At 42.7% G+C, this 21,621-nt stretch carries 19 protein-coding genes and 1 other RNA gene; 14 read left to right on the top strand and 6 right to left on the bottom strand.

All coding sequences use genetic code 11. The features are described 5' to 3' along the window. The first annotated feature begins 205 nt into the window (after positions 1-205). The 3 genes from lon to DXX92_RS13100 all read left to right on the top strand — a co-directional run bounded on the left by lon (position 206) and on the right by DXX92_RS13100 (position 5,206). On the top strand, positions 206-2,557 hold the full coding sequence (lon, locus tag DXX92_RS13110; RefSeq protein WP_116000853.1) for an endopeptidase La: 2,352 nt from the start codon (positions 206-208) through the stop codon (positions 2,555-2,557). Between the two features lie 284 nt (positions 2,558-2,841). Next, complete coding sequence (hupB, locus tag DXX92_RS13105) at positions 2,842-3,114, top strand: nucleoid-associated protein HU-beta (RefSeq protein ID WP_116000852.1); 273 nt, start codon at positions 2,842-2,844, stop codon at positions 3,112-3,114. Between the two features lie 184 nt (positions 3,115-3,298). Next, positions 3,299-5,206, top strand: a complete 1,908-nt coding sequence (locus DXX92_RS13100) for a SurA N-terminal domain-containing protein (RefSeq protein ID WP_116000851.1) — start codon at positions 3,299-3,301, stop codon at positions 5,204-5,206. Positions 5,207-5,328: 122 nt separating this feature from the next. Here DXX92_RS13100 and DXX92_RS13095 read toward each other — a convergent pair whose 3' ends face one another. Genes DXX92_RS13095 through pspF form a run of 6 tightly spaced genes read right to left on the bottom strand, consistent with a single transcriptional unit; the run spans position 5,329 to position 11,729 of the window. Beyond that, entirely contained in the window at positions 5,329-6,123 is a 795-nt protein-coding gene (locus DXX92_RS13095) for an ATP-binding cassette domain-containing protein (RefSeq protein ID WP_116000850.1), read from the bottom strand. Next, the gene (locus DXX92_RS13090) at positions 6,123-7,112 is read right to left on the bottom strand and encodes an oligopeptide/dipeptide ABC transporter ATP-binding protein (RefSeq protein ID WP_116000849.1); all 990 of its coding nucleotides are present in this window, start codon (positions 7,110-7,112) and stop codon (positions 6,123-6,125) included. Before DXX92_RS13090 ends, DXX92_RS13095 begins: the two co-directional genes overlap by 1 nt. After that, positions 7,112-8,005, bottom strand: a complete 894-nt coding sequence (locus tag DXX92_RS13085; protein ID WP_116000848.1) for an ABC transporter permease subunit — start codon at positions 8,003-8,005, stop codon at positions 7,112-7,114. The genes DXX92_RS13090 and DXX92_RS13085 overlap by 1 nt, the downstream gene beginning before the upstream one ends. After that, positions 7,992-9,023, bottom strand: a complete 1,032-nt coding sequence (locus DXX92_RS13080) for an ABC transporter permease (protein ID WP_116000847.1) — start codon at positions 9,021-9,023, stop codon at positions 7,992-7,994. Before DXX92_RS13080 ends, DXX92_RS13085 begins: the two co-directional genes overlap by 14 nt. Next, complete coding sequence (locus tag DXX92_RS13075) at positions 9,023-10,627, bottom strand: ABC transporter substrate-binding protein (RefSeq protein ID WP_116000846.1); 1,605 nt, start codon at positions 10,625-10,627, stop codon at positions 9,023-9,025. Before DXX92_RS13075 ends, DXX92_RS13080 begins: the two co-directional genes overlap by 1 nt. Next, positions 10,617-11,729: a phage shock protein operon transcriptional activator gene (pspF, locus tag DXX92_RS13070; protein WP_116000845.1), complete on the bottom strand. Its 1,113-nt coding sequence runs from the start codon at positions 11,727-11,729 to the stop codon at positions 10,617-10,619. Before pspF ends, DXX92_RS13075 begins: the two co-directional genes overlap by 11 nt. A 192-nt stretch (positions 11,730-11,921) precedes the next feature. On the opposite strand from pspF, the gene pspA reads away from it, so the two are divergent. The 11 genes from pspA (at position 11,922) to DXX92_RS13015 (ending at position 21,613) form a co-directional block, all read left to right on the top strand. After that, positions 11,922-12,590, top strand: coding sequence for a phage shock protein PspA (pspA, locus tag DXX92_RS13065; RefSeq protein WP_116000844.1), 669 nt, complete (start codon positions 11,922-11,924; stop codon positions 12,588-12,590). A gap of 37 nt (positions 12,591-12,627) precedes the next feature. Further along, positions 12,628-12,855 carry an envelope stress response membrane protein PspB gene (gene pspB / locus DXX92_RS13060; RefSeq protein ID WP_116000843.1) on the top strand — a complete coding sequence of 76 codons (228 nt, stop codon included), beginning with the start codon at positions 12,628-12,630 and terminating at the stop codon, positions 12,853-12,855. Continuing rightward, on the top strand, positions 12,852-13,313 hold the full coding sequence (pspC, locus tag DXX92_RS13055; protein ID WP_116000842.1) for an envelope stress response membrane protein PspC: 462 nt from the start codon (positions 12,852-12,854) through the stop codon (positions 13,311-13,313). Before pspB ends, pspC begins: the two co-directional genes overlap by 4 nt. A gap of 175 nt (positions 13,314-13,488) precedes the next feature. Next, complete coding sequence (locus tag DXX92_RS13050) at positions 13,489-14,919, top strand: YcjX family protein (RefSeq protein ID WP_116000841.1); 1,431 nt, start codon at positions 13,489-13,491, stop codon at positions 14,917-14,919. Next, positions 14,916-15,983, top strand: coding sequence for a YcjF family protein (locus tag DXX92_RS13045; protein ID WP_116000840.1), 1,068 nt, complete (start codon positions 14,916-14,918; stop codon positions 15,981-15,983). The genes DXX92_RS13050 and DXX92_RS13045 overlap by 4 nt, the downstream gene beginning before the upstream one ends. Before the next feature lie 481 nt (positions 15,984-16,464). Further along, positions 16,465-17,292 carry a phenylalanine 4-monooxygenase gene (phhA, locus tag DXX92_RS13040; protein ID WP_116000839.1) on the top strand — a complete coding sequence of 276 codons (828 nt, stop codon included), beginning with the start codon at positions 16,465-16,467 and terminating at the stop codon, positions 17,290-17,292. A 9-nt stretch (positions 17,293-17,301) separates the two neighbouring features. Further along, on the top strand, positions 17,302-17,646 hold the full coding sequence (locus DXX92_RS13035; protein WP_116000838.1) for a 4a-hydroxytetrahydrobiopterin dehydratase: 345 nt from the start codon (positions 17,302-17,304) through the stop codon (positions 17,644-17,646). A gap of 77 nt (positions 17,647-17,723) precedes the next feature. Next, complete coding sequence (gene tyrR, locus DXX92_RS13030) at positions 17,724-19,277, top strand: transcriptional regulator TyrR (protein ID WP_116000837.1); 1,554 nt, start codon at positions 17,724-17,726, stop codon at positions 19,275-19,277. Positions 19,278-19,502: 225 nt separating this feature from the next. Continuing rightward, positions 19,503-20,477, top strand: coding sequence for a DUF3014 domain-containing protein (locus tag DXX92_RS13025; protein ID WP_116000836.1), 975 nt, complete (start codon positions 19,503-19,505; stop codon positions 20,475-20,477). Between the two features lie 183 nt (positions 20,478-20,660). Continuing rightward, positions 20,661-20,757, top strand: an RNA gene (ffs, locus tag DXX92_RS13020) — signal recognition particle sRNA small type. A gap of 184 nt (positions 20,758-20,941) precedes the next feature. Continuing rightward, positions 20,942-21,613, top strand: a complete 672-nt coding sequence (locus DXX92_RS13015) for a flagellar brake protein (RefSeq protein ID WP_116002427.1) — start codon at positions 20,942-20,944, stop codon at positions 21,611-21,613. The last annotated feature ends 8 nt before the right edge of the window (positions 21,614-21,621 follow it).

Here is a 21,621-nt window from a genome sequence, read left to right as displayed (position 1 = left end):
CCATCAATGTGATAATGGTAAGTTATCGTAATCGCACAAAAAAGAGCCTATAAGGCTCTTTTTTTTATTGCTTTGTTGAAAGTTATTTTAACATCCCCATATACTTTTTTATCGTATTGAATACTCGTTGAGTACTGCACTTGTTTTTTTCATGGGAAGAAAAGCAAGCTGCTGATTTCAGATTCTATTTCCAAGAGAGTTATCTATGACCAATGAATTATCCGGTGTAGTAGAAATCCCCGTATTGGCGTTAAGAGACGTCGTTGTCTATCCACAAATGGTGATTCCATTGTTTGTTGGTCGCGAAAAATCTATCCGCAGTTTAGATATTGCGATGGAAAGTGATAAGCAGGTGTTCCTAGTTGCACAAAAAGATGCTGCAATTGATGACCCAACGGCGAACGATGTATACGAAACGGGTACCGTTGCATCAATTCTTCAAATGCTTAAACTGCCTGACGGTACGGTAAAAGTACTTGTTGAAGGCGTTAAGCGCGCTCAAATCAAACAGTTTATCAATACTGAAGATTACTTTACCGCAGATGTTGAATACATTGAGTCACAAAGCGACGGCGACGAGAGCAGTGATGTGTTGGTACGCTCTGCTATCTCTCAGTTTGAGGGCTATGTAAAGCTTAACAAGAAGATCCCACCGGAAGTATTAACATCATTGTCAGGTATTGAAGACCCTGAGCAGCTGGCCGATACAATGGCAGCGCACATGCCACTGAAAATTAATGACAAGCAAAAGGTCTTAGAAACCACCAATGTTTCTGAGCGCTTGGAATATTTGATGGCCTTGATGGAAGGCGAGATAGACTTACTGCAAGTTGAGAAGAAAATTCGTACCCGCGTGAAAAAGCAAATGGAAAAAAGCCAACGCGAGTATTACCTCAACGAGCAAATGAAGGCGATTCAAAAAGAGCTAGGCGAAATGGACGATGTGCCAGATGAAGCCGAGCAAATGCTTAAACGCATTGAAGAAGCGCAAATGCCGGCGGAAGCCAAAGATAAAACCATGGCGGAGTACCAAAAGCTGAAAATGATGTCGACTATGTCGGCAGAAGCTACGGTAGTGCGCAGCTACATTGACTGGATGTGCAACGTACCATGGAAAAAACGCAGTAAGCTGAAAAAGAACTTAGCGTTAGCAGAAGAAGTACTAGAGAAAGATCACTATGGTCTAGATAAGGTCAAAGAACGCATTCTTGAGTACTTAGCGGTTCAACAGCGTGTTAGTAAATTAAAAGGGCCTATTCTTTGTTTAGTGGGGCCTCCAGGTGTTGGTAAAACATCATTGGGGCAATCTATTGCGAAAGCTACAGGCCGTAAATATGTTCGCATGGCACTTGGTGGCGTGCGTGATGAAGCCGAGATTCGTGGCCATCGTCGTACTTACATTGGTAGCCTGCCAGGTAAGCTTATTCAAAAAATTGCTAAGGTTGGCGTGAAAAACCCGCTATTCCTATTAGATGAAATCGACAAGATGGCGTCGGATATGCGCGGTGACCCTGCATCAGCATTATTAGAAGTACTAGATCCTGAGCAAAATACTAGCTTCAACGATCATTACTTAGAAGTGGATTACGATTTATCCGATGTCATGTTTGTTGCGACGTCAAATAGCATGAATATTCCTGGCCCGTTATTAGATCGTATGGAAGTGATTCGTTTATCCGGTTATACCGAAGATGAAAAGCTAAATATTGCGAAGCGTCACTTAGTACCTAAGCAAATCGAACGTAACGGTTTAAAAGCGAAAGAAGTCACCATTGATGATAGCGCGATTGTTGGCATCATCCGTTACTACACACGAGAAGCAGGTGTGCGAAGTTTAGAGCGAGAGATTTCGAAGCTGTGTCGTAAAGTGGTTAAAGCCATCTTACTGGACAAACAAATCAAGCATATTGAAATCACTGATGAAAACTTAAGTGAATACTTGGGCGTACAACGCTTTGACTACGGTAAAGCAGACGACCAAAACCGCATAGGCCAAGTGACTGGCTTAGCGTGGACATCAGTAGGTGGCGATTTGTTGACTATCGAAACGGCTTCGAATGTCGGTAAAGGTAAACTCACTTATACAGGTTCACTGGGCGATGTGATGCAAGAGTCGATTCAGGCAGCAATGACAGTGGTTCGCAGCCGCACTGAAAAACTTCGCATTAATGAAGATTTTTACGAAAAACGCGATATTCACGTGCACGTGCCAGAAGGGGCGACGCCAAAAGATGGTCCAAGCGCCGGTATTGGCATGTGTACCGCTTTGGTTTCAAGCCTAACGGGTAACCCTGTCAAAGCAGATGTTGCGATGACGGGTGAGATTACTTTGCGCGGTGAAGTTTTAGCCATCGGCGGTTTAAAAGAGAAGCTACTAGCGGCTCATCGCGGCGGTATTAAAACGGTTGTCATTCCAAAAGACAACGAGCGTGATTTAAAAGAAATACCAGAAAACGTTAAGCAGGACCTCGCTATTCACCCTGTGAAGTGGATTGACGAAGTGCTTGATATCGCCCTTGAACACCCTGTTGATACGTTCAAGGTTGATGAAAAATAAAGCAGTTACGTGTTTTTAGTGCAAGAAAAGCGATGATTTTGTAAAAAAGTGGGAAAAAATTACAAATATCGCTTTTCAAACGCTGAAAACGTGGTAACTTAGAAACGCTGATAGCGCTAGCGCCCGTATACAAAGGGTTCTAGTCAAAGATAATAAAAATTTTATCTACTATTTTTTCTTTAACTCAGTGCTTGATGTTCAAAAAGAAGCTTGTTATAAACGTTTCTGCAGGACGCTAAAACAAACGATAGTGCTGAATAATAACAATTGAAGGGGAAGACACTGTGAATAAGTCTCAACTAATCGAGAAAATTGCTGCTGGCGCGGATATTTCAAAAGCTGCTGCTGGTCGTGCTTTAGACTCATTTATCGAAGCGGTTACTGAAGAATTAAAAAGCGGTGAGCAAGTTGCTCTAGTTGGCTTCGGTACATTCTCAGTACGTGACCGTGCTGCACGCACTGGCCGCAACCCACAAACGGGTGCAACGATTGAAATTTCTGCTGCAAAAATCCCATCTTTCAAAGCGGGTAAAGCGTTAAAAGACGCGTGTAACTAATCTATACAATTGATTTAGTTTCAAATGCAAGCATTCCAAAGACCACCATTAGGTGGTCTTTTCTTTTGTGCGGCACGCACTTAGTCAAAAAGCCTCAAGTTATCACCTGATGTTACTTCAAGCTGCTGGTTGCATCTGATAAAATCGCGCACACGAAACACACAAGAGTGTTAAAGAGAAGAAGATGTTAGAGAATATAAGAGAAAACTCTCAAGGAGTTATTGCTAAGGTTATCCTTGGCTTTATTATTTTAACTTTTGCGGTCGCTGGTATTGGCGGGTACAGCAGCAGTGTTGATACTTCTGTTGCAGAAGTTAATGGTGAGAAAATTTCCCAACAAGCTTTTGATCAAGCATACCAAGCGCAGCGTAATCGTATGGCGCAGCAATTTGGTGATATGTTTGATACCTTGTCAGCTGATCCTAGCTACATGGCGAATTTCCGCAACGGTGTATTAGATAACCTAATCAACGAAAAGCTTATTGATCAAAGTGTTCGTGAACTAGCTATTCGTATTTCAGATGAAGACCTAAAGAAAACTATCCGTGAGATGCCGGAATTTCAGGTTAACGGTGTGTTCGACAATAACCGCTACTTAGCAATTATTAACCAATCGGGTTTTTTCCAATCTTCAGATTTTCGTGATTACTTGCGTGTTGAGCTAACAAGACGTCAGCTTAGCCAAGCATTAGTGGCAACTGAGTTCAGCCTGCCGTACCAAACCGAGCAGTTAACCGCGCTACAAAACCAACTACGCGATGTTAAGTTTGCCACCATTTCTGCAGAGCAGTTTAAAGCGAAAGTTGAAGTTGCTGAGCAAGAGATCAGTGACTACTACCAAAACAACCAAGTGATGTTTGAAAACCAAGAAAAAGTAAAGGTTGAATACGTTGCGCTTGACGTAGCAGATATCGCTAAAAATGTTGATGTGACATCAGAAGAGGTGAACACCTTTTATCGTGAAAACATTAACGAATTTACCAAGCAAGAGCAGCGCCGCGTTTCACATATTTTAGTCGAAGCTGGTGAAGATGAAGCTGCGGCAAAGCAGCAGGCTGAAGCTATTCTTGCTAGAATTCAGGCAGGTGAAGACTTCGCTGAATTAGCTAAAACTGAATCAGCCGATACATTCAGCGGTGAAAACGGTGGTGATCTAGAGTGGATCGAACGTGGTGTGATGGACGAAGCATTCGATGATGCTGCTTTTGCATTAGCTGCTGCAGGTGATGTAAGCGGTGTTGTTCAAACAAGCTTTGGTTTTCATATTATCAAGTTAACCGAGTTAGTTGCTGAACAAGTTCAATCTTTTGAAGAGGTTGAGCAAGAGTTAACGGCTCGTGTTAAGAGTGACAAAGCGCAGAATCAGTTCTTTGAATTGCAACAAGAACTAGCGCGTGTGGCGTTTGAATTCCCAGACAGTTTAGATGATGCTGCTGGCGCCGTGAACGCAGAAGTGAAAACATCAGACTGGCTTGCGCGCAATGGTAATCTAGCACCTTTTGATGCACCTAGCGTAATCGACGCTGCATTTTCTGATTTAGTGCTAAGCGAGAACTTAAACTCTGACGTGATTGAAGTAAACGATGGCCTTGTTATGGTTGTTCGCTTAGCTGAGCACCAACCTGCTGATGTTAAGCCGTTAAGTGAAGTGACAGCGCAAATTACTGCGTTGTTGACGAATGAGAAGGCAACAGCTGCGGCACAAACGTTAGTTGATGACTTAGTAGCTAAGTACAACAGTGGTGAGAATATTGACGCTGAGTTAAGTGAAGCCGGTAGTAAGTTTGAAGAGCAAGTTGCAATGGCGAGATTTGGCGCTGCGGTTGATAGCGCAATAGTTCGCAAGGCATTTACTCTGCCAAAACCAGCAGAAAATAGCATTGCTGCTGGCACAGCTACGCTGGCAAATGGTGACTTAGCAATTGTACAAGTGACTGCAGTTAAAGCTGGCAATAATGCGGTCAACCCACAACTTGCTGAGCAAAAAGCTAATCAGCTGGCTCAGGAAACATACAAGGGTTACGTAGACTCGTTAAAAGCTGATGCGAAAATTAGCCAACGCGAAAGCATTCAGGAAACATCAGCTTTCTAATTAAGCTATTGAAACTAAATCAGTAAGTAATAAAGAAGCGCCTAATGGCGCTTTTTTTATGTCTTTAATTTCTATGCCTGTAATTAAGTGCATGGATGTAGGTCGCGATATCTGTCGTTGAGCTATCGTTTGCCAGTCATTTGAGCGCTTTGGTTCATAATCAGCTTTTTGGTGTATTTATGGTTTGGCTGTTTGAGTACTTGCGCTGTAGTACCGTACTCAACAACTTTGCCGTCACATAACACCATCACCTCATCACTTAGGTGGCGAACAATACCTAAATTGTGCGAGATTAGCACGAATGCTAACCCCATTTGTTGTTGTAGATCGAGCAATAAATTGATCATCTGTGAGCGAAGTGAAGGGTCAAGGGCAGCTAAGGCTTCATCAAGGATAACGATTTGCGGCGATAGAATAATAGCCCTAGCGAGCGAAATACGCTGTTTTTGGCCGCCAGAAAACATATGCGGGTAGAAATTCATATGCTCTGCCAGCATCCCGACTTTCAGTAATGTGGTTCTGATCAGTTGTGCTCGTTCTAGCTCATTTAAATTGGTATTCAACTTAAGTGGCTCATCCAGCAATTGACCAATGGTAAGGGCTGGGTTTAGCGTTGTCGAAGAGTCTTGAAATATCATGCGCACATACTGGCAACGCTGTTTAAAATTCCCCGGCTCTAGCAGTTGGCCATTAAGTTTTATTTTGCCTGTTGTGGGTACTTCTGCGCCAACAAGTAACTTTGCCAATGTCGACTTGCCAGAGCCCATTTCACCAACAATGGCTAATGTTTTATAGCTTTGCAATGAGAATGACAGTGGTGAAAGAGCAGTAATTTCTTTGCGTTTAAACCATTGGCCACGAACTTTGTACACTTTGCTTAATTCGCTAACATCTAGCAGCGCTGTCGGCGTCGTCATTAATAAAGCTCCTTAAGCGAATAGTGACAGCTTACTTGATGACCATGATAGTTTTTTACTTTTGGCGCGTTTACACAGGCTTTTTGCGCTCTGGGGCATCGTGGCCCCAGTCGGCAACCGATAGGTAAGTGCTGCAAAATCGGAATGCTGCCTGGCAGTGCCATCAGTCGAGATTTTGCCGGCAAATTACTATTGGCATTTAAGCTGCTATCAAGCAGCGCTTGTGTGTATGGGTGCAGTGGCTGATTGAAAATTTGCTCGGTGGTGCCGGCTTCAACAAATTGGCCGCTGTACATTACGGTAATAGTATTCGTCCAATGGGTAATGTTTTCTAAATCGTGGCTGATCAGCAAAATCGACATGTTCTTTAGCTGGTTTAAGCTGGCTAGTAAGCGAAAAATTTGGCTTTGATTGGTAGCTTCCATCGCCGCTGTAGGCTCGTCAGCAATCAGTAATTTAGGGCGTCTAGCCAACGCCATAGCAATCATCACTCGTTGACAAAATGCTTCTGTCAGCTGATGAGGGTAGCTTTTGCTGCAGTAGGTATGCTGTTTGATCCCCACTTTATGCAGTAACTTTATTGCTGCCTCTTTACGTTGCTTTCTACGCTGCCAGAAGTTACCGTTTAGCATGGAACTTGCAATTGCTTCCTCAAGTTGCTCACCAACAGTTGTTGTCGGATCAAGACAAGCCATGGGCTCTTGAAAGATCATTGCAACATCTTTACTGATAATGGCTTTTCGTTCATCTAGTGGCAAATGTAAAAGCTCTTTACCTCGCCAGTGAAAGCGGTCCGCAGTGACATGCCATTTGTCGCTGAGTACACCAACAATGGCTTGTGCCAGCAAAGACTTACCCGAACCTGATTCACCAACAAGGCCACGGACTTCGCCTTCTTTCATCGCTAGGCTAACTCGGTCAACGGCGAGTGTTCGCTCATGTTTGTTGACTAGCTCAATTGATAAATTGCGAATATCTAACAGGTTCACTAGCTTTGTACCCTTTGTTTAATGGCATGGCGTAAACCTTCGCCGACGAGGTTTGTAGCAACTACCGCAAATAAAATGGCTAACCCTGGCAAATACACCGTCCAAGGAGCGATATAGAAAAGGTCAAAACCACTGGCGAGCATAGCCCCCCATTCAGGCAAAGGAATAGGTGCGCCGAGACCAAGAAAACCTAGTGCTGCAATATCTAAGATTGCAGCCGATTGGGCAAAGGTCGCTTGGCTGATAATTTTTTCAATAATATTTGGCAGCACAGAGTAATGTAAAATACGTAGCGAACTTGCACCGTCAAGTTTTGACGCCATCACGTAGTCTTTCGCGAACTCTTCTTTTACCGCGTTTCGGGTGATGTGGACAAATTGTGGTATGAGCACCATGACGACAGCCCATAAAGTGTTACTCAAGCCAGGCCCTAAAATCGCCACGATTATGATGGCTAATAACAGTGATGGGATAGATAAAATCACATCGAGAAAGTGACTAAGGAAGCTGGACTTAATGCCTTGAGTTAGCGCGGATAATGCGCCGATAAAGACACCTATAACCAAAGCAACAATAACGACAATAAAACTTAAACCAAAGGTCAGAGATGCACCATGCATCAACCGTGACAGCATATCACGCCCAAGGTCATCTGTGCCGAGCAAGTAAGAAACATTGCCATTATCGTCCCACGCAGGAGGTAGCATCGCCATGGCGACATTGCTTTCGACCGAGGAATGCGGAGCAAGTATCGGGGAGAAAATCGCAAGAATAATCAAAAAAGCGAAAGCGCCGAGTCCTATTAAGATTAACGGCGTTTGACGAAATACCAGCCAAAGCTGCGTTAACGGCGATGGAAACTCTTCTTCTTGATAAATTTTATCGCGAGCCATATTTCGCTCCACGTGCCAGCGGGTTTAACGCTGCGTATGTGTAATCGGTGATAATGTGAACAAAGAAAATAAAGCTAGATAGCACCAGTAAACCACTTTGAATAGCGGTGTAGTCACGTTGATAGATACTTTCGATAAGCCAACGGCCGATGCCTGGCCAGTTAAAAATAACTTCTGTAATCATCGCCAATGTAACTAAGTTCGCGAACTGTAAGCCGATATGCTGAACCACTTTAATCAGCGCGTTGCGAATAGCGTGGCGCAAAATAATTTGGCTAAAGCTTAAGCCTTTTGCTCTAGCGGCTTTGATATAACTTGTTTGCAGTACTTCAAGCATCGCCGTGCGTGCAAGGCGAATAAATACTGTGGCGGGCGCTGCTGCAATGACTAGTGCCGGCAATATCATGTGGGCAAAATTATTTTGCAGGGCCTGCCACTTATATGGGCTGTCGCTCAATAATATATCAACCAACATAAACCCAGTGGTGCGTTCAATTTCATAAAGCAAGCTTATTTGCCCGCCAGAAGGAAGCCAACCGAGCTGAATAGAAAACGTTAATATCGCTAACAAACCTAACCAAAACACAGGTATTGAATAACCGATCATGGCAAAGGCTAGGATTACGTGGTCAGCAGGTTTATGGTGTCGAATTGCGGCAATAAAACCCAGTGGAATTCCAATGACGGTGGCAATTACAAACGCAAATAAGCTCAATTCAATGGTCGCAGGTAAAAGCCGTAAAATTTCATCAGTAATATTGGTTTGATTGGTCATTGAAAGACCAAGTTCACCATTAAGAATATGACCCAAGTAAGCTGCATATTGCCAAGCGATATTGCTTTCATGGCTGTACTCTTTTGCTAGTGCGGTTTGTTCACTTGGCGTAATATTTAACTGGCCGGTTAAATTCGTTAACTGATCGCCAGGGAATAAAAACGATAAGCTGAAACTCAAAACGGTTAGCAGCAACATAGTAAACAAAAACAGATTAAGTTTACGCAGAGTGAAAATTAACATTACAGCTTGCTAACCTCGGCAAAGTTAATGCCACCAAAAGAGTTTAAAATTTTACCTTTTACTTGCTCGTGCCTTGCTTGAAAGCGCTTAGAGTGGGCAAGTGGCAATAAAGGCAAATCCCGTTGAAATATTGCTTGTGCTTGTAAATATAAATTTTTACGTTGGTTTATATTATCTGTTTTCAGTGCGAGCTTTAATAAGCTATCAAATTCTTGATCACACCAGAACGCGCGATTACTGCCGGTTTCTGCACTGTTACAACTGAGTAGCGGCGTTAGGAAGTTGTCAGGATCTGGGTGATCTGCACTCCAACCTAACAACACCGACTGGTGTTCTCCTTGACCTAGTCTTCGCAAGAAAGTCGACCATTCGTAGGATACAATATCCACTTTCACACCAATTTGATTCAAGTCAGCTTGAATGAGCTTCGCCATCGTCAATGCATTTGGATTATATGAGCGCTGAACAGGCATCGCCCATATATCAAAGGTTAAGCCATCTTCATAGCCAGCTTCTTGCAGCAATGCTATGGCTTGCTCAGGATTGTACTCGATAGGAATCACTGAGCTATCATGTGCCCATGAGCTTTTAGGCAGAATAGAATGCGCGATTTCGCCTTGTTCACCATAGATCGCCGTGATAATGGCGTCTTTATTAATTGCGTGAGCGACGGCTCGCCTAACCTGTGGGTCGTCAAAAGGTGCTTTTTGGGTATTAAAACCTAAGTAGCCAATATTAAATGCGGTGACTTCCTCAACAATGAGGTTAGGGTTTTCCTTAATTTTATGAGGTGCAATAGGGTAAGCAATAACATCACATTCGTTGGTGAGTAGCTTAGTAAGTCGGCCAGTATCACTGGCAGTGATATCAAAAACCAATTGATTAAGCTTTACCTCATTATGCCAGTAACTTTCATGACGGTAATAACGCAGTAGCGAACCAGATTGATAGCTTTGTAGCTTAAATGGCCCCGTACCTATAGGTTTGCTGTCGATTTCTTCCTGCCTACCTTGTGATAGCAGTTGCTGACCGTATTCTTGCGATAAAACAACCGCATAATCTGTGGCTAAATTGGCAAGGAATGAACTATTGGCTTCACGCAGCTTAAAGCGCACCGTGTGGTCGTTTATTTTCTCAATGCCCTCAACAATATTACTAAATTGTACATTTTGAAAAAATGGGTACTTACCACCGGATACCTGATGAAATGGATGCTCGGTATTTAGTATGCGCTCAAAGCTAAAAACGACATCATCAGCATTAAAATTGCGTGTGGGAGTGAAATATTCGGTTTGATGGAAGGTCACATCTTTGCGTAAATAGAAGGTGACCATTTTACCGTCACGAGTTAAGTGCCATGACTTTGCCAATGCAGGAGCAATACTATTGTCGTCATTAAAGCGAATAAGACGGTCATAAAGTTGATTGGCAATGGCGTCTATTGTAGTTCCTGACGTGTCAGTTTGCGGATTGAAGGAAGCGGGTGAACCTTCTGCGCAATAGACTAAGCTGTTTTGAGCAATCGTTTGATTATCAATTTCACAGCCACTTAGCAGCACTAAACAGGCCATAAAAATTGCGCTAAGCCAGCGGTTAAGCTTCATCTAGATTATTTCCATCCAGTAAGTTGTATTTTTTCAAGTAACCACGCAACTGGTGATAGGTAAGCTCAAGTGCGTCTGCGGTTTTCTTTTGATTATACTGACAATTTGCCAATGCTGACTTGATCAATTTTATCTCGTAATCTTGTGATAAGTTTTTTAATGACAATGGGAAATTAGGCGTAATTTCAGCTGGAGTTTGTTGCACTTGCTGAGCTGGCGCTATTGTATCTGACTCACGTGCGGTATTTAAGTCTTTACTTTCATTTGTCTCTGGGCGTTCAACCACACGATCTTGTGTTTTAACACGGGTTGTAGGGCGATAAGGTGATTCAAAAGGATCTATCACCAACTCGTGCACTGGTAAATGCGGATTGTTACAGCGGTAGACACTGCGTTCAACAACATTTTTTAGCTCTCGAATATTGCCCGGCCAGTGGTACTCGAGCAGCGCGCGTTTCGCTTTTTCGGTAAAGCCACTAAAGAGTTCGAATTCTAATTCGCGCGCCATGTTAATGGCAAAGTGCTCTGCTAGTACCAAGATATCTTCCATCCGTTCGCGCAGTGGCGGCAGGGTGATAACATCGAACGCTAAACGGTCGAGTAAATCGGCGCGAAATTCTCCGCGTTCAGCCAAGCTAGGCAAATCTTCATTGGTTGCCGCTATTAAGCGCGCATCGGTTTTTATGGTGCGAGATCCACCAACGCGTTCAAATTCGCCATACTCGACAACGCGCAGTAGTTTTTCTTGAATAAGCCCTGAAGTATTGGCAATTTCATCTAAAAATAGGGTGCCCTTGTCGGCGCGCTCAAAGCGACCTTCATGGCGTTTATTAGCCCCCGTAAATGCGCCGCTTTCATACCCAAACAATTCACTTTCAAGTAAATTTTCGTTGAGTGCCGCACAGTTAAGCTTTAAATAGTTTTGCTCCCAACGCTTTGAAAGGTAATGCAGACGCGCCGCAACGAGCTCTTTACCCGTGCCGCGTTCACCAATAATAAGCACTGGTTTACTTAATGGCGCTATTTGCGAAATTTGCTCCAATACTTCGAGAAAACTGTTTGATTGTCCTATCAAATTGTCTTGTTGACTAAAGCGCGCCATATTGATCCTAATTATTAGTTTATTTCGCTAACAAATAGTGTATTTTATTAACCAAATTGTTTGAAGTGTTTTTAATAAAAATAAATAAAACTAACTAATACATGTAGTTAGCTTTGATTTGTCAATTTGGCTTAGATAATGAATAGCAAGTTACCAGATTGATATTAAGCAAACTAAGTTGAGGAAATGATTATGGGTGTTTTTTCACGATTTACCGACATCATTAATTCTAATATTAATGCGTTATTAGACAAGGCTGAAGATCCAGAAAAAATGGTGCGCCTGATTATTCAGGAAATGGAAGACACTTTGGTTGAGGTTCGCTCTAGCTCAGCAAAAACCTTGGCTGACAAAAAGGAATTAGCACGCCAAATCAGTCGTTATGAAAAAGATGCCGAGCAGTGGCAAGAAAAAGCGGAATTAGCGTTAAGCAAAGGTCGTGAAGATTTAGCTCGAGCCGCTTTAATTGAGAAGAAAAAGAGCAGTGACAATGCCGAAGCTTTGGCTGAGGAATTAGCACATGTAGAAGAGCACATCAGCAAGTTGCAAAATGAAATTTCGCAGTTGCAAGATAAGCTAGCCGATGCAAAAGCGCGCCAGAAAGCAATTATTATGCGTGAGAAAACTGCTAGTTCACGCTTAAAAGTGAAGCGCAATATTGATAGCGAAAAGGTTGACGATGCACTGAGCCGTTTTGATCGCTATGAGCGTAAAATTGATGATCTAGAAGCCCAAGTTGAAGCGCACGATTTAGGCAGTAAGTCACTTGCTGATGAAATTGCGGAACTTGAAGACGATGAAAACATCGATGATGAATTAGCGCAATTAAAAGCTAAGCTTAATAGCAAAGACAAGAAGTAATTAGGCCACCACCACTGCATTAGTAAGGAGAAGTAGAATGGGAGATATTATAGTTGCCCCGATCATTATATTTATGCTGGTTGTTGCGCCTATTTGGTTAATTTTACATTACCGTAGTAAGCGTCAAATCAGTCAGGGGTTAAGCGAAGAAGAATATATTCAGCTATCTGAGCTTTCTGAACTAGCAGACAAAATGGCGGATCGCATTAAAACTCTTGAAGCCATTCTGGATGCCGAGTCACCAGAGTGGAGAAACAAAGTATGAGTGTAAAACGTCGTGGTGAGCTATATCGCATTCCAAGCCAAGGTAAAATAGCGGGTGTTTGTGCAGGATTAGCAGACTACTTTGGCTGGGAAACATGGCTAATTCGAATACTGATAGTTTCTGGTGTGTTGTTTGGCATGCCTTGGCTAGTGTTTTTATACATTGCAGCATGGTTCATTCTTGATAAGAAGCCTGCGACAGCAACAAACCCAATTGCCGATCAACATACACCAGCACCTGCATCGGCAACACAAGTAGAAGGCTATGAGCCTGTCGCTGATATTCAAAGTGAACCAATAAAGGTTAAAGCGCGCATTTGGCAGGCCGGCGAGCCACCAAAGCAAGCGTTTCACGACATTCGACGTAAGTATATGGCAATGGAGCGCCAACTAAGATTAATGGAGCGTTATGTTACATCGCCCGAGTTTACCGTTTCACGTGAGATAAATAAGCTTTAACTAACGCAAACTAAACACTACGTTCGATAGAATTAAGTCGACAATAAAAGCAGCCCATATCCACTATGGTGCTGCTTTATTTTTATCCTCATTTCAACATTAATGACTTGTTATCAATGACATAAAACCGATAACATCAATGAAGTAAAACAATTTACAGCAGGCACGGAAGTATATGCCACTATTGAGTCAAGATAAGTTTGATCAGCTAAAACAAAAAGCGGGTAACTTGTTAAATCGCACGTTAGATCAGCACGTTAACCTAGCGGTTACCGGTTTAAGTCGAAGTGGCAAAACCGCTTTTATCACCTCACTCGTTAATCAATTATTAAATGAAGGTGGTGAAAAACACTTAGCGTTTTTTAACCCTGTGCATCAGGAACGATTTATCGCGGCTAAGCGCGTTACTCAAAAGCATATGCATGTTGCGCGTTTTGACTATGAAAATGCGATAAAAGCGCTAAGTCAATCGCCCGCTCAATGGCCACAAGCAACGAAGGGTATTAGTGAGTTAAGGCTAGCGATAAAATACAAACCCAAAGACTCTTTGCTCAAATACACGACCGAGCTTGCCACGCTAACGCTCGATATTACTGACTACCCAGGTGAATGGCTGCTCGATTTACCGATGTTGAACATGACCTATGAACAGTGGTCTGAACAAATGTTTTCACTGCTAAGCGAGCAACCAAGAGCTGAATTTGCTGCAACATGGATGAAAAAGGTAAGCGAGCTTGATCCACTCAAGCCTGCCGATGAGCTAGAAATTGCGGAGCTCGCCAAAACTTATACCGAATTGCTACATACCTTTCGTCATCAATTAGGGCTTTCTGTTATCCAGCCGGGCCGTTTTATTTTGCCCGGCGAACTCGCTGGTGCGCCAATACTTGAATTCTTTCCATTTACCGACATTGACAAGCTTGATGGCAATGCTTATCAAAATGCCAGCGACAGCAGTGTTATTGGAACATTAAAGGCGCGTTTTCTAGAGTATCGCGAACGTGTGGTTAAACAATTCTACAAGAAGCACTTTTTAAAGTTTGATCGACAGATTGTGCTTGCCGATTGCTTAACACCGTTAAATAACGGCAAGGCGAGCTTTGAAGATTTAAAATTGGCAATGAATATGATTATGCAAAGCTATCATTATGGCCAGTCTAGCTTATTCAGTCGCTTGTTCAGCCCCAAAATAGACAAACTTATGTTTGCGGCGACTAAGGCAGATCACGTCACTCCTGAGCAACATACCCATTTGGTGTCCTTAATGAACCAGCTTGTTCATGGCACAAAACAACAAATCAGTTTCAACGCCATCGATATCAAATCGCTCGCCATTGCCTCAATCAAGTCAACGGACTATGGGCAAAGCTCGCACCAAGGCCATGCGATTCCAGTTGTTAGGGGGCTTGCACAAGGGACTGGAAAGTTGACCACGCTGTTTCCTGGCGCTGTGCCTGCTAAGCTGCCAGATGAGGATTACTGGGCTAATCATCACTTTAACTTTGTCAGTTTTGCGCCTAAGCAGGGAATGGCTGAGCATGAAGCCCTGCCTCACCTGAGAATCGATCAAGTATTACAGTTCTTGTTAGGGGATAAAATGTCATGACCGAACCTACTAAATTTCAGCAACAAATCCTTTTTGAAGAGCAAGAATTTAATGAGGGTGGGCTTAGTGCAAAAGCATCTACTGAGCATGAGGTAGGTAAAACGTTACCTTCAGTATCAGAACAAATTATTGTCGATAATGATGACTGGCAAGCTCAGCAAGCTGAACTTGATGAATCGCTAGCCATTGAACAAGAGGTGGTGACGAGCAAACCCTCATGGCTTTGGCGATTATTTGCTGTGGCGCTAGTAGGCGTTATCGGCATTGAGTTGGTCGACTTTTTTGCAACAGGTATCACTGAATCACCTGTAACTACTACGCTTTACGGTGTGCTTTTGGGAATTGCTACAATATTGGGCGGCAGTGCTGCCTATAAAGAATTGATTGGCCTAAGCCAATTAAAAAGTCGTGACAAACTGCGCGAACAATTGCGCCAAATGCAAAACAGTAGTAGCCAAGGGCAAGCGCCAAGCGTGCTAGATAGGGTTAGCCAGCAATTAGCGCTTGATTTAAGTGAAGAGCAAAGCAAACGTTGGCAAACCAGTACGGAGCAGTCTTATAACGATCAAGAATTGTTAGCGCTATACAGCCGACAAGTGTTAAGTGAAACTGATCAAAAAGCGTTGTCAGAAGTGGCTCGTTATTCGTCAGAATCTGTGGTTTTAGTAGCGCTTAGCCCTATTGCGTTGTTAGATATGGCAATTATGCTGTGGCGCAACTTAACCATGGTTGAAAAAATTGCCGGTTTGTACGGCTTAAAGCTTGGCTATTGGAGTCGTATCAAATTAGTCAAACAAGTAGTTGGTAATATGATTTACGCTGGTGCGAGTGAAGTGGTCGCTGACATTTCGGCTGATATGCTAGGTGCAGAGCTGCTAGGTCGCCTGTCTGGTCGACTAGCACAAGGCTTAGGTGCAGGTATGTTAACAGCGCGTTTGGGATTAAAGACCATATACTTGTGCCGTCCGCTGCCTTTTGATGATCAGGCACCAAGGCTTTCGCAAGTTAGAAGCGAAGTGATTAGCCAAGTGAAGAAACTCGTTAAGGGTAGTAAGCCCAACTAACGTGTTTTTTCTCCTTGTATACAATATTGTACGGTTTTTCATCACCTCAGTTTCCCATCAAACTTCCCAAATTTAGTTGAGTTCACATAATATGAGCTCAGCTAATGTGGTTTAACACTATACCCAAACCACTTCTAGAGACATGATTCAGCGCTATCACAGGGGCTTAATATCAAGGCGCAGCTAGCAGGAATGGTTATTCCCTTTCAATTAGCTGCAACGATGAGAGTAAGTTCCTGTGAAGCGCCCGAAGGGGTGATTTAAAAAACGATTCATAATGCGTTATTGATTTTGCTGCCGGGTAATAGTTGCCACCTAATAAAGGGAGCAACTATTGTTGGCTATCTATGCAATACCATCATGGAAGCGGGGGGAGAGGCTACGCTTACTCTTCTAAACTGTGTCGAAATCTTTTTTATTTCAACTGAAGCAAGAATCTTGAAGAGGTTTGGGTATATATAAAATTTAAAAGGTTAGTAGTATGGGGAAGGCGACGAAATACGTTTCCAAAAAAGCCGACGATAATGGGTTTATTCACTGGAGTGAAGAAGAAAACCAAACGTGGCAAGCATTGATTGAGCGTCAACTTGCTTGCGTTCAAGGCAAGGCATGTGATGAGTATATGCAGGGGCTTGAGAAATTAAATTTACCGACCAATCGCATTCCACAACTTAGTGAAGTTAACCAAGTGCTTATGGCTGAAACTGGCTGGCAATGTGCACAAGTGCCAGCGCTAATTGGTTTTGGTGAGTTCTTCCGCTTACTGTCAGAAAAGAAGTTTCCTGTGGCGACGTTTATTCGTTCGAAAGAAGAGTTCGACTACTTGCAAGAGCCTGATATCTTTCATGAAATATTTGGTCATTGTGCCATGCTCACTAACCCAGCTTTTGCCAACTTTACGCAGGCCTATGGCCAACTTGGTTTGAACGCAAGCAAAGAAGACAGAGTGTACCTTGCCCGCCTTTACTGGTTTACGGTTGAATTCGGTTTAATGCAAACACCTCAGGGGTTACGCATTTATGGTGGTGGAGTTTTGTCTTCGCCAGGTGAAACGGATTATGCAATGTGTGAAGGTAACGCAGAGCGTCGTTATTTAACGAATGAAGCGCAAGTACTTGATGTGCTTAGAACTCCTTATCGTATCGATATCATGCAGCCAATTTATTTTATGATTGAGAAAATGTCTGATTTAGACGCTATTCGAGCGCTTGATTTAATGTCGCTTGTTGAACAGGCCAAAGCGCTTGGTTTACATGCGCCAAAATTCCCGAAAAAGAACCCATCAACACAAGAAAAAATAGCCAGTTAAGGAATAATAATGACAACAACACTTTCGAAACAGCAGTGTGAAGCCTGCCATGTTGATGCCCCTAAAGTGAGTGAAGAAGAACTCGCAGTGCTCATCAAAGAGATCCCTGACTGGGTTCCACAGGTGCGTGACGGTATCATGATGTTAGAGCGTGAATATAAATTTAAGAATTATAAACTTGCTTGGGCTTTCGCAAACAAGGTATCTGAACTGGCTGAGCAAGAATTTCATCACCCAGCCATTCTGCTTGAGTGGGGAAAAGTTACCGTAACTTGGTGGAGTCATTCTATTAAGGGCCTGCATAAAAATGATTTTATTTGCGCTGCTAAAACCGATTTACTGCTGAGCAATTAACGTTTACGTTAACTTTGTACTTTATTATTGTACAAATTAGTTTACAATAGCCTCATCTTTGTGATTGAGGCTTTTTTATGCGTTTAGAGATCGTATGTGAAGATCGCGTAGGTGTTGCACAGCAGGTATTGGGTGTTTTTGTTGAGCACAAAATCAATATTAAGGGTATTGATGCCGTTACAGAAACCGGCCACATTTTTGTTCATATTCCAGATTTAGACTTTTCTGAGCTGCAAACCTTTATGCCGCAATTGCGATTACTTGAAGGTGTGAAGGATGTTAAAACCACGCCATTTATGCCTTCAGAGCGCGAACGCAATGAACTTGCGACTTTAATTCGTACTTTCCCCGATCCTTTTATTTCGATTGATACACGTGGCAATGTTCGTGGTGTTAACGAAGTGGCACTGTCGATTATCGGTGAAGATCTCAAATCAATCATTGGCGAGCCTGCGAGTCAATGGATCAAAGGGTTCAACATCACACGCTGGTTAGAATCTGGCGACGTACTTGCCCAAACTCAACGCATTAAGTTTAAAGAAGATGATTTTGTGGCAGACATCTTGCCGATTAGTGTGTTTGATGAGCAAGGTCAACCAGTGATGGCTGGCGCGGTATTTATTTTAAAATCAGAAGCCCGCTTAGGTCAGCAGATTAGCGTTTTCAAGCAGCAAAATGATGGCAACTTTGTCGGCATTCAAGCGTCAAGTAGTGCCATGCGCAAAGTGGTACGAGAAGCCAAACGAATGTCTTTGCTGGATTCATCCATGTTGATTGTGGGGGAAACCGGTGTTGGTAAAGAGTTGATTGCCAAAGCCTGTCATATCGCAAGTGATAGAGCAGAAAGCCCGTTTATGGCATTAAATTGTGCTTCGCTGCCCGACGATGTTGCAGAAACAGAACTTTTTGGCTGTGGTGCTCAAGCTGGCAATGCACACAAAAAAGGGTTATTTGAAACTGCCGACGGCGGTACTATTTTCCTCGATGAAGTGGGGGAAATGTCACCTAAACTACAAATTAAGCTGCTTCGCGTCATCGAAGATGGCAGTTTTAGACGAGTTGATGATGAGCAAGAAATCAAGGTTAATGTTCGCTTTATTAGCTCTACCAATAAAGATTTACTTAGCTTAGTTGCACAGGGGGAGTTTCGCGAAGATCTCTATTATCGACTCAACGTGCTAGGTTTAAACGTACCATCACTGCGCGATCGCCGAGCAGACATTTTGCCGCTGGCCGAGCACTTTATTAATAAAACCGCGCAAATGACGGGTAAGTACAACCTAAAAATGAGTGAAGATTGTCGCGATTTTATTGAACATTACCCATGGCCAGGCAATGTTAGGCAATTAGAAAATGTTTTGATTCGGGCTGTTTCACTATTGGAAGGCAATGTATTAGAAACGGAACATTTACAGCTGCCTTCTTATACGCGTGAACACGGTTATCTAGAACAGGAGTTTGAAGGTACCTTAGATCAAGCGGTAAAACAGTATGAAGCAGATATCTTGCGCAAATTGTACCCAGCTTATCCAAGCTCTCGTCAACTCGCGAAGAAACTTGGTTTGAGCCACACCGCGATAGCCAATAAGCTGCGCGAATACGATATCAATAAGAAAACCGTTAAAATATAAGCTTTGTTTAACTTTGAGTGACGAATGAAAATAGCCAATATAACGTTACATCTAGTTACTAAAAGTGAACGCTAAGCTACTCTTTTTTTTCGTGTATTTGTTAAACTTTTGCGCATTTACTGGTCTAAAAAGACGAGTATGTAAAGCTAGCTTAGTGATGTCTAGCTAGCACTTTGACTAAACTTAGTATTAAGTTAATTCACCAAAGTAGAATGAATTTTATTTATGACAGAATCTCAGCCGTTATCATCAAAAACTTCAGAAAAACCAGAAAATAAATCCAATAATTTGGCCATCTTATTGGCTGTTATCGTCGCTCTTAGTGCCGCTAGTTACCTCTATTTTTCAGGCGAAAAAACAGTGCCTGCGCCGACTGAACCGGTTGTTGCACCGCAACCAGAATTAGTTGTAGAGCCAGAAGTCGAAGAGGTGATTGAAGAGGTCGTTGAAGTAGTCCCCGAGCCAATAGTCGAACTACCTCAAATTATTGAAGAACCAGTTGTTGAAGAAGCACCTAAAGTTGAATTGCCATTGCTGGATAATAGTGACAGTTGGGTGAAGCAAAAGCTTTCTGAATTAACTTGGCGTAAAGAGCTACTTAGACTAGTTATTGATGATGACATGGTACGTCGCCTTGTGGTGTTTACTGACAACTTTGCACAAGGCCTAGTTTCATACGAATACAGCCCACTCACACAGCCGCAAACTAAGTTTTCCGCGACAGAATTAAACGCTGACACACAGCCAACTGATACCACTTCAAATTCTGTTGATAATCTAGATAACAGCAGCGTAAATGCCATGGCGAAGCAGCAATGGCTTTGGAATGATGCTCAGTCGGCGCGATTCAAGTTATATGTTGATTTACTGCGCTCATTTGAACCTGAGCAACTGGCAACGTGGTACTTTGAGTTAAAGCCATTGATAGATCAAGCTTATGGTGAATTAGGCTATGAAGATCAAGATTTTACCGAAGTACTCCAAGATGCCTTGGTAAGAGTGTTGGATATGGAGTTTCCTAACAATGATGTCGTTTTAGTTAGACCGAGCGTAATGTACAAATATGCTGAGCAAGACATAGAGCAATTACCTGAAGCGGATAAGCTTTTATTGCGAGTAGGTAAAGACAATTTGCTAGTGATTAAATCATTCCTACTTGAATTTAGCGACGCCTTAGCTCGCGCCCAAGCCGAGCAGTAAAGCACTAGCTGAGCAATAAAGCAACATTAGGGCGCTTAGTGATTAGTTTGGTTAAAAAAGCCGCAGACGGTGCGATATTGCTAACTAATACTTGCAACTGAATTTTGCATTAGCGATAATTCGCGCCGTTGTTAGATAAGCGTTTGCCCTTAAATTGCTTTGAAAACAGTTTTATGGTGACCCTTTCGGTCCCTTCGCAATGATACTCTGTTAACCCGGCCAGGCCCGGAAGGGAGCAACCGTAGCAGACGACTCATGTGCCGGAGTGTGGCTGATTGGGTGACCACCCAATTTTTTCTTTTCTTCGCATTCTTTATTTTACTTTTCCAGCGTTTATTCAAACTGATAAAGTTAGTTTTATTCATATTGCACGCTAAATCCACTGTTTTACTTACGACCAAGTGCTTGTTATTTAGACGATAAATTTTTATAGTCGGATTAGAGTTCTTTTAATCATGGACGATATGGAAAATTTAGCACTTTCAACTCAGCAGTATTTTGAGCTATTGCCTGGCAAGCAGTTAGACTTACAATTTACGCACCCTGTAGGACTTCGCCTGAAAACTTCTCTCGTTGGTTATTCGGTTGGGCAATACATCATTATAAAGCACCCAGAGCCTTCGAAACTGAGCAGTTATCAAGATGTCCTAGTAGAAGGTAATATGGTGATTGTGCGTTATATTGTTGAGGGTAGCCAAGGGCAATGTTGTGCGTTTAAGTCAACAATTCGGGCGGTAAGTAAGCACCCTTACATTATGATCTTTATCGATTTTCCAGCAAGTATAGAAAACCGAGAGCTGCGCAATCATCAACGCTACGTAACCCATTTACCCGCGGCGATATGTGCCAGCAAAGAAAAAGGAGAAGGACAAGCGCGAATTAGCGGTGTCATTAACGATGTATCTGCAAAAGGTTGTGGTTTTTCGTTTAAATCTAATAACAGTAAGCTGAGTGTTAATAAAACCGATATCGTGGTAGTGATTGCTTTATCTGAAGAAGCGAGTTTGCATATTCCCGCTAAGGTGTGTAACAGCCGTTATCAGCAAGGTAAGGTTAATGTTGGGATTGCGTTTGTTGACGCTGATCAGCAAGTGCAACAGTTATTAGAGCATTTGCTGATCGAAAGCGATCGCTAGGTTAAGGT

Origin of the sequence: Thalassotalea euphylliae, from assembly GCF_003390395.1 — a bacterium.
Classification (GTDB): Bacteria; Pseudomonadota; Gammaproteobacteria; order Enterobacterales; family Alteromonadaceae; genus Thalassotalea_F; species Thalassotalea_F euphylliae_C.
The sequence above is the reverse complement of the archived record's forward strand: the minus strand, read 5'-3'. Positions and strand labels throughout refer to the sequence as shown.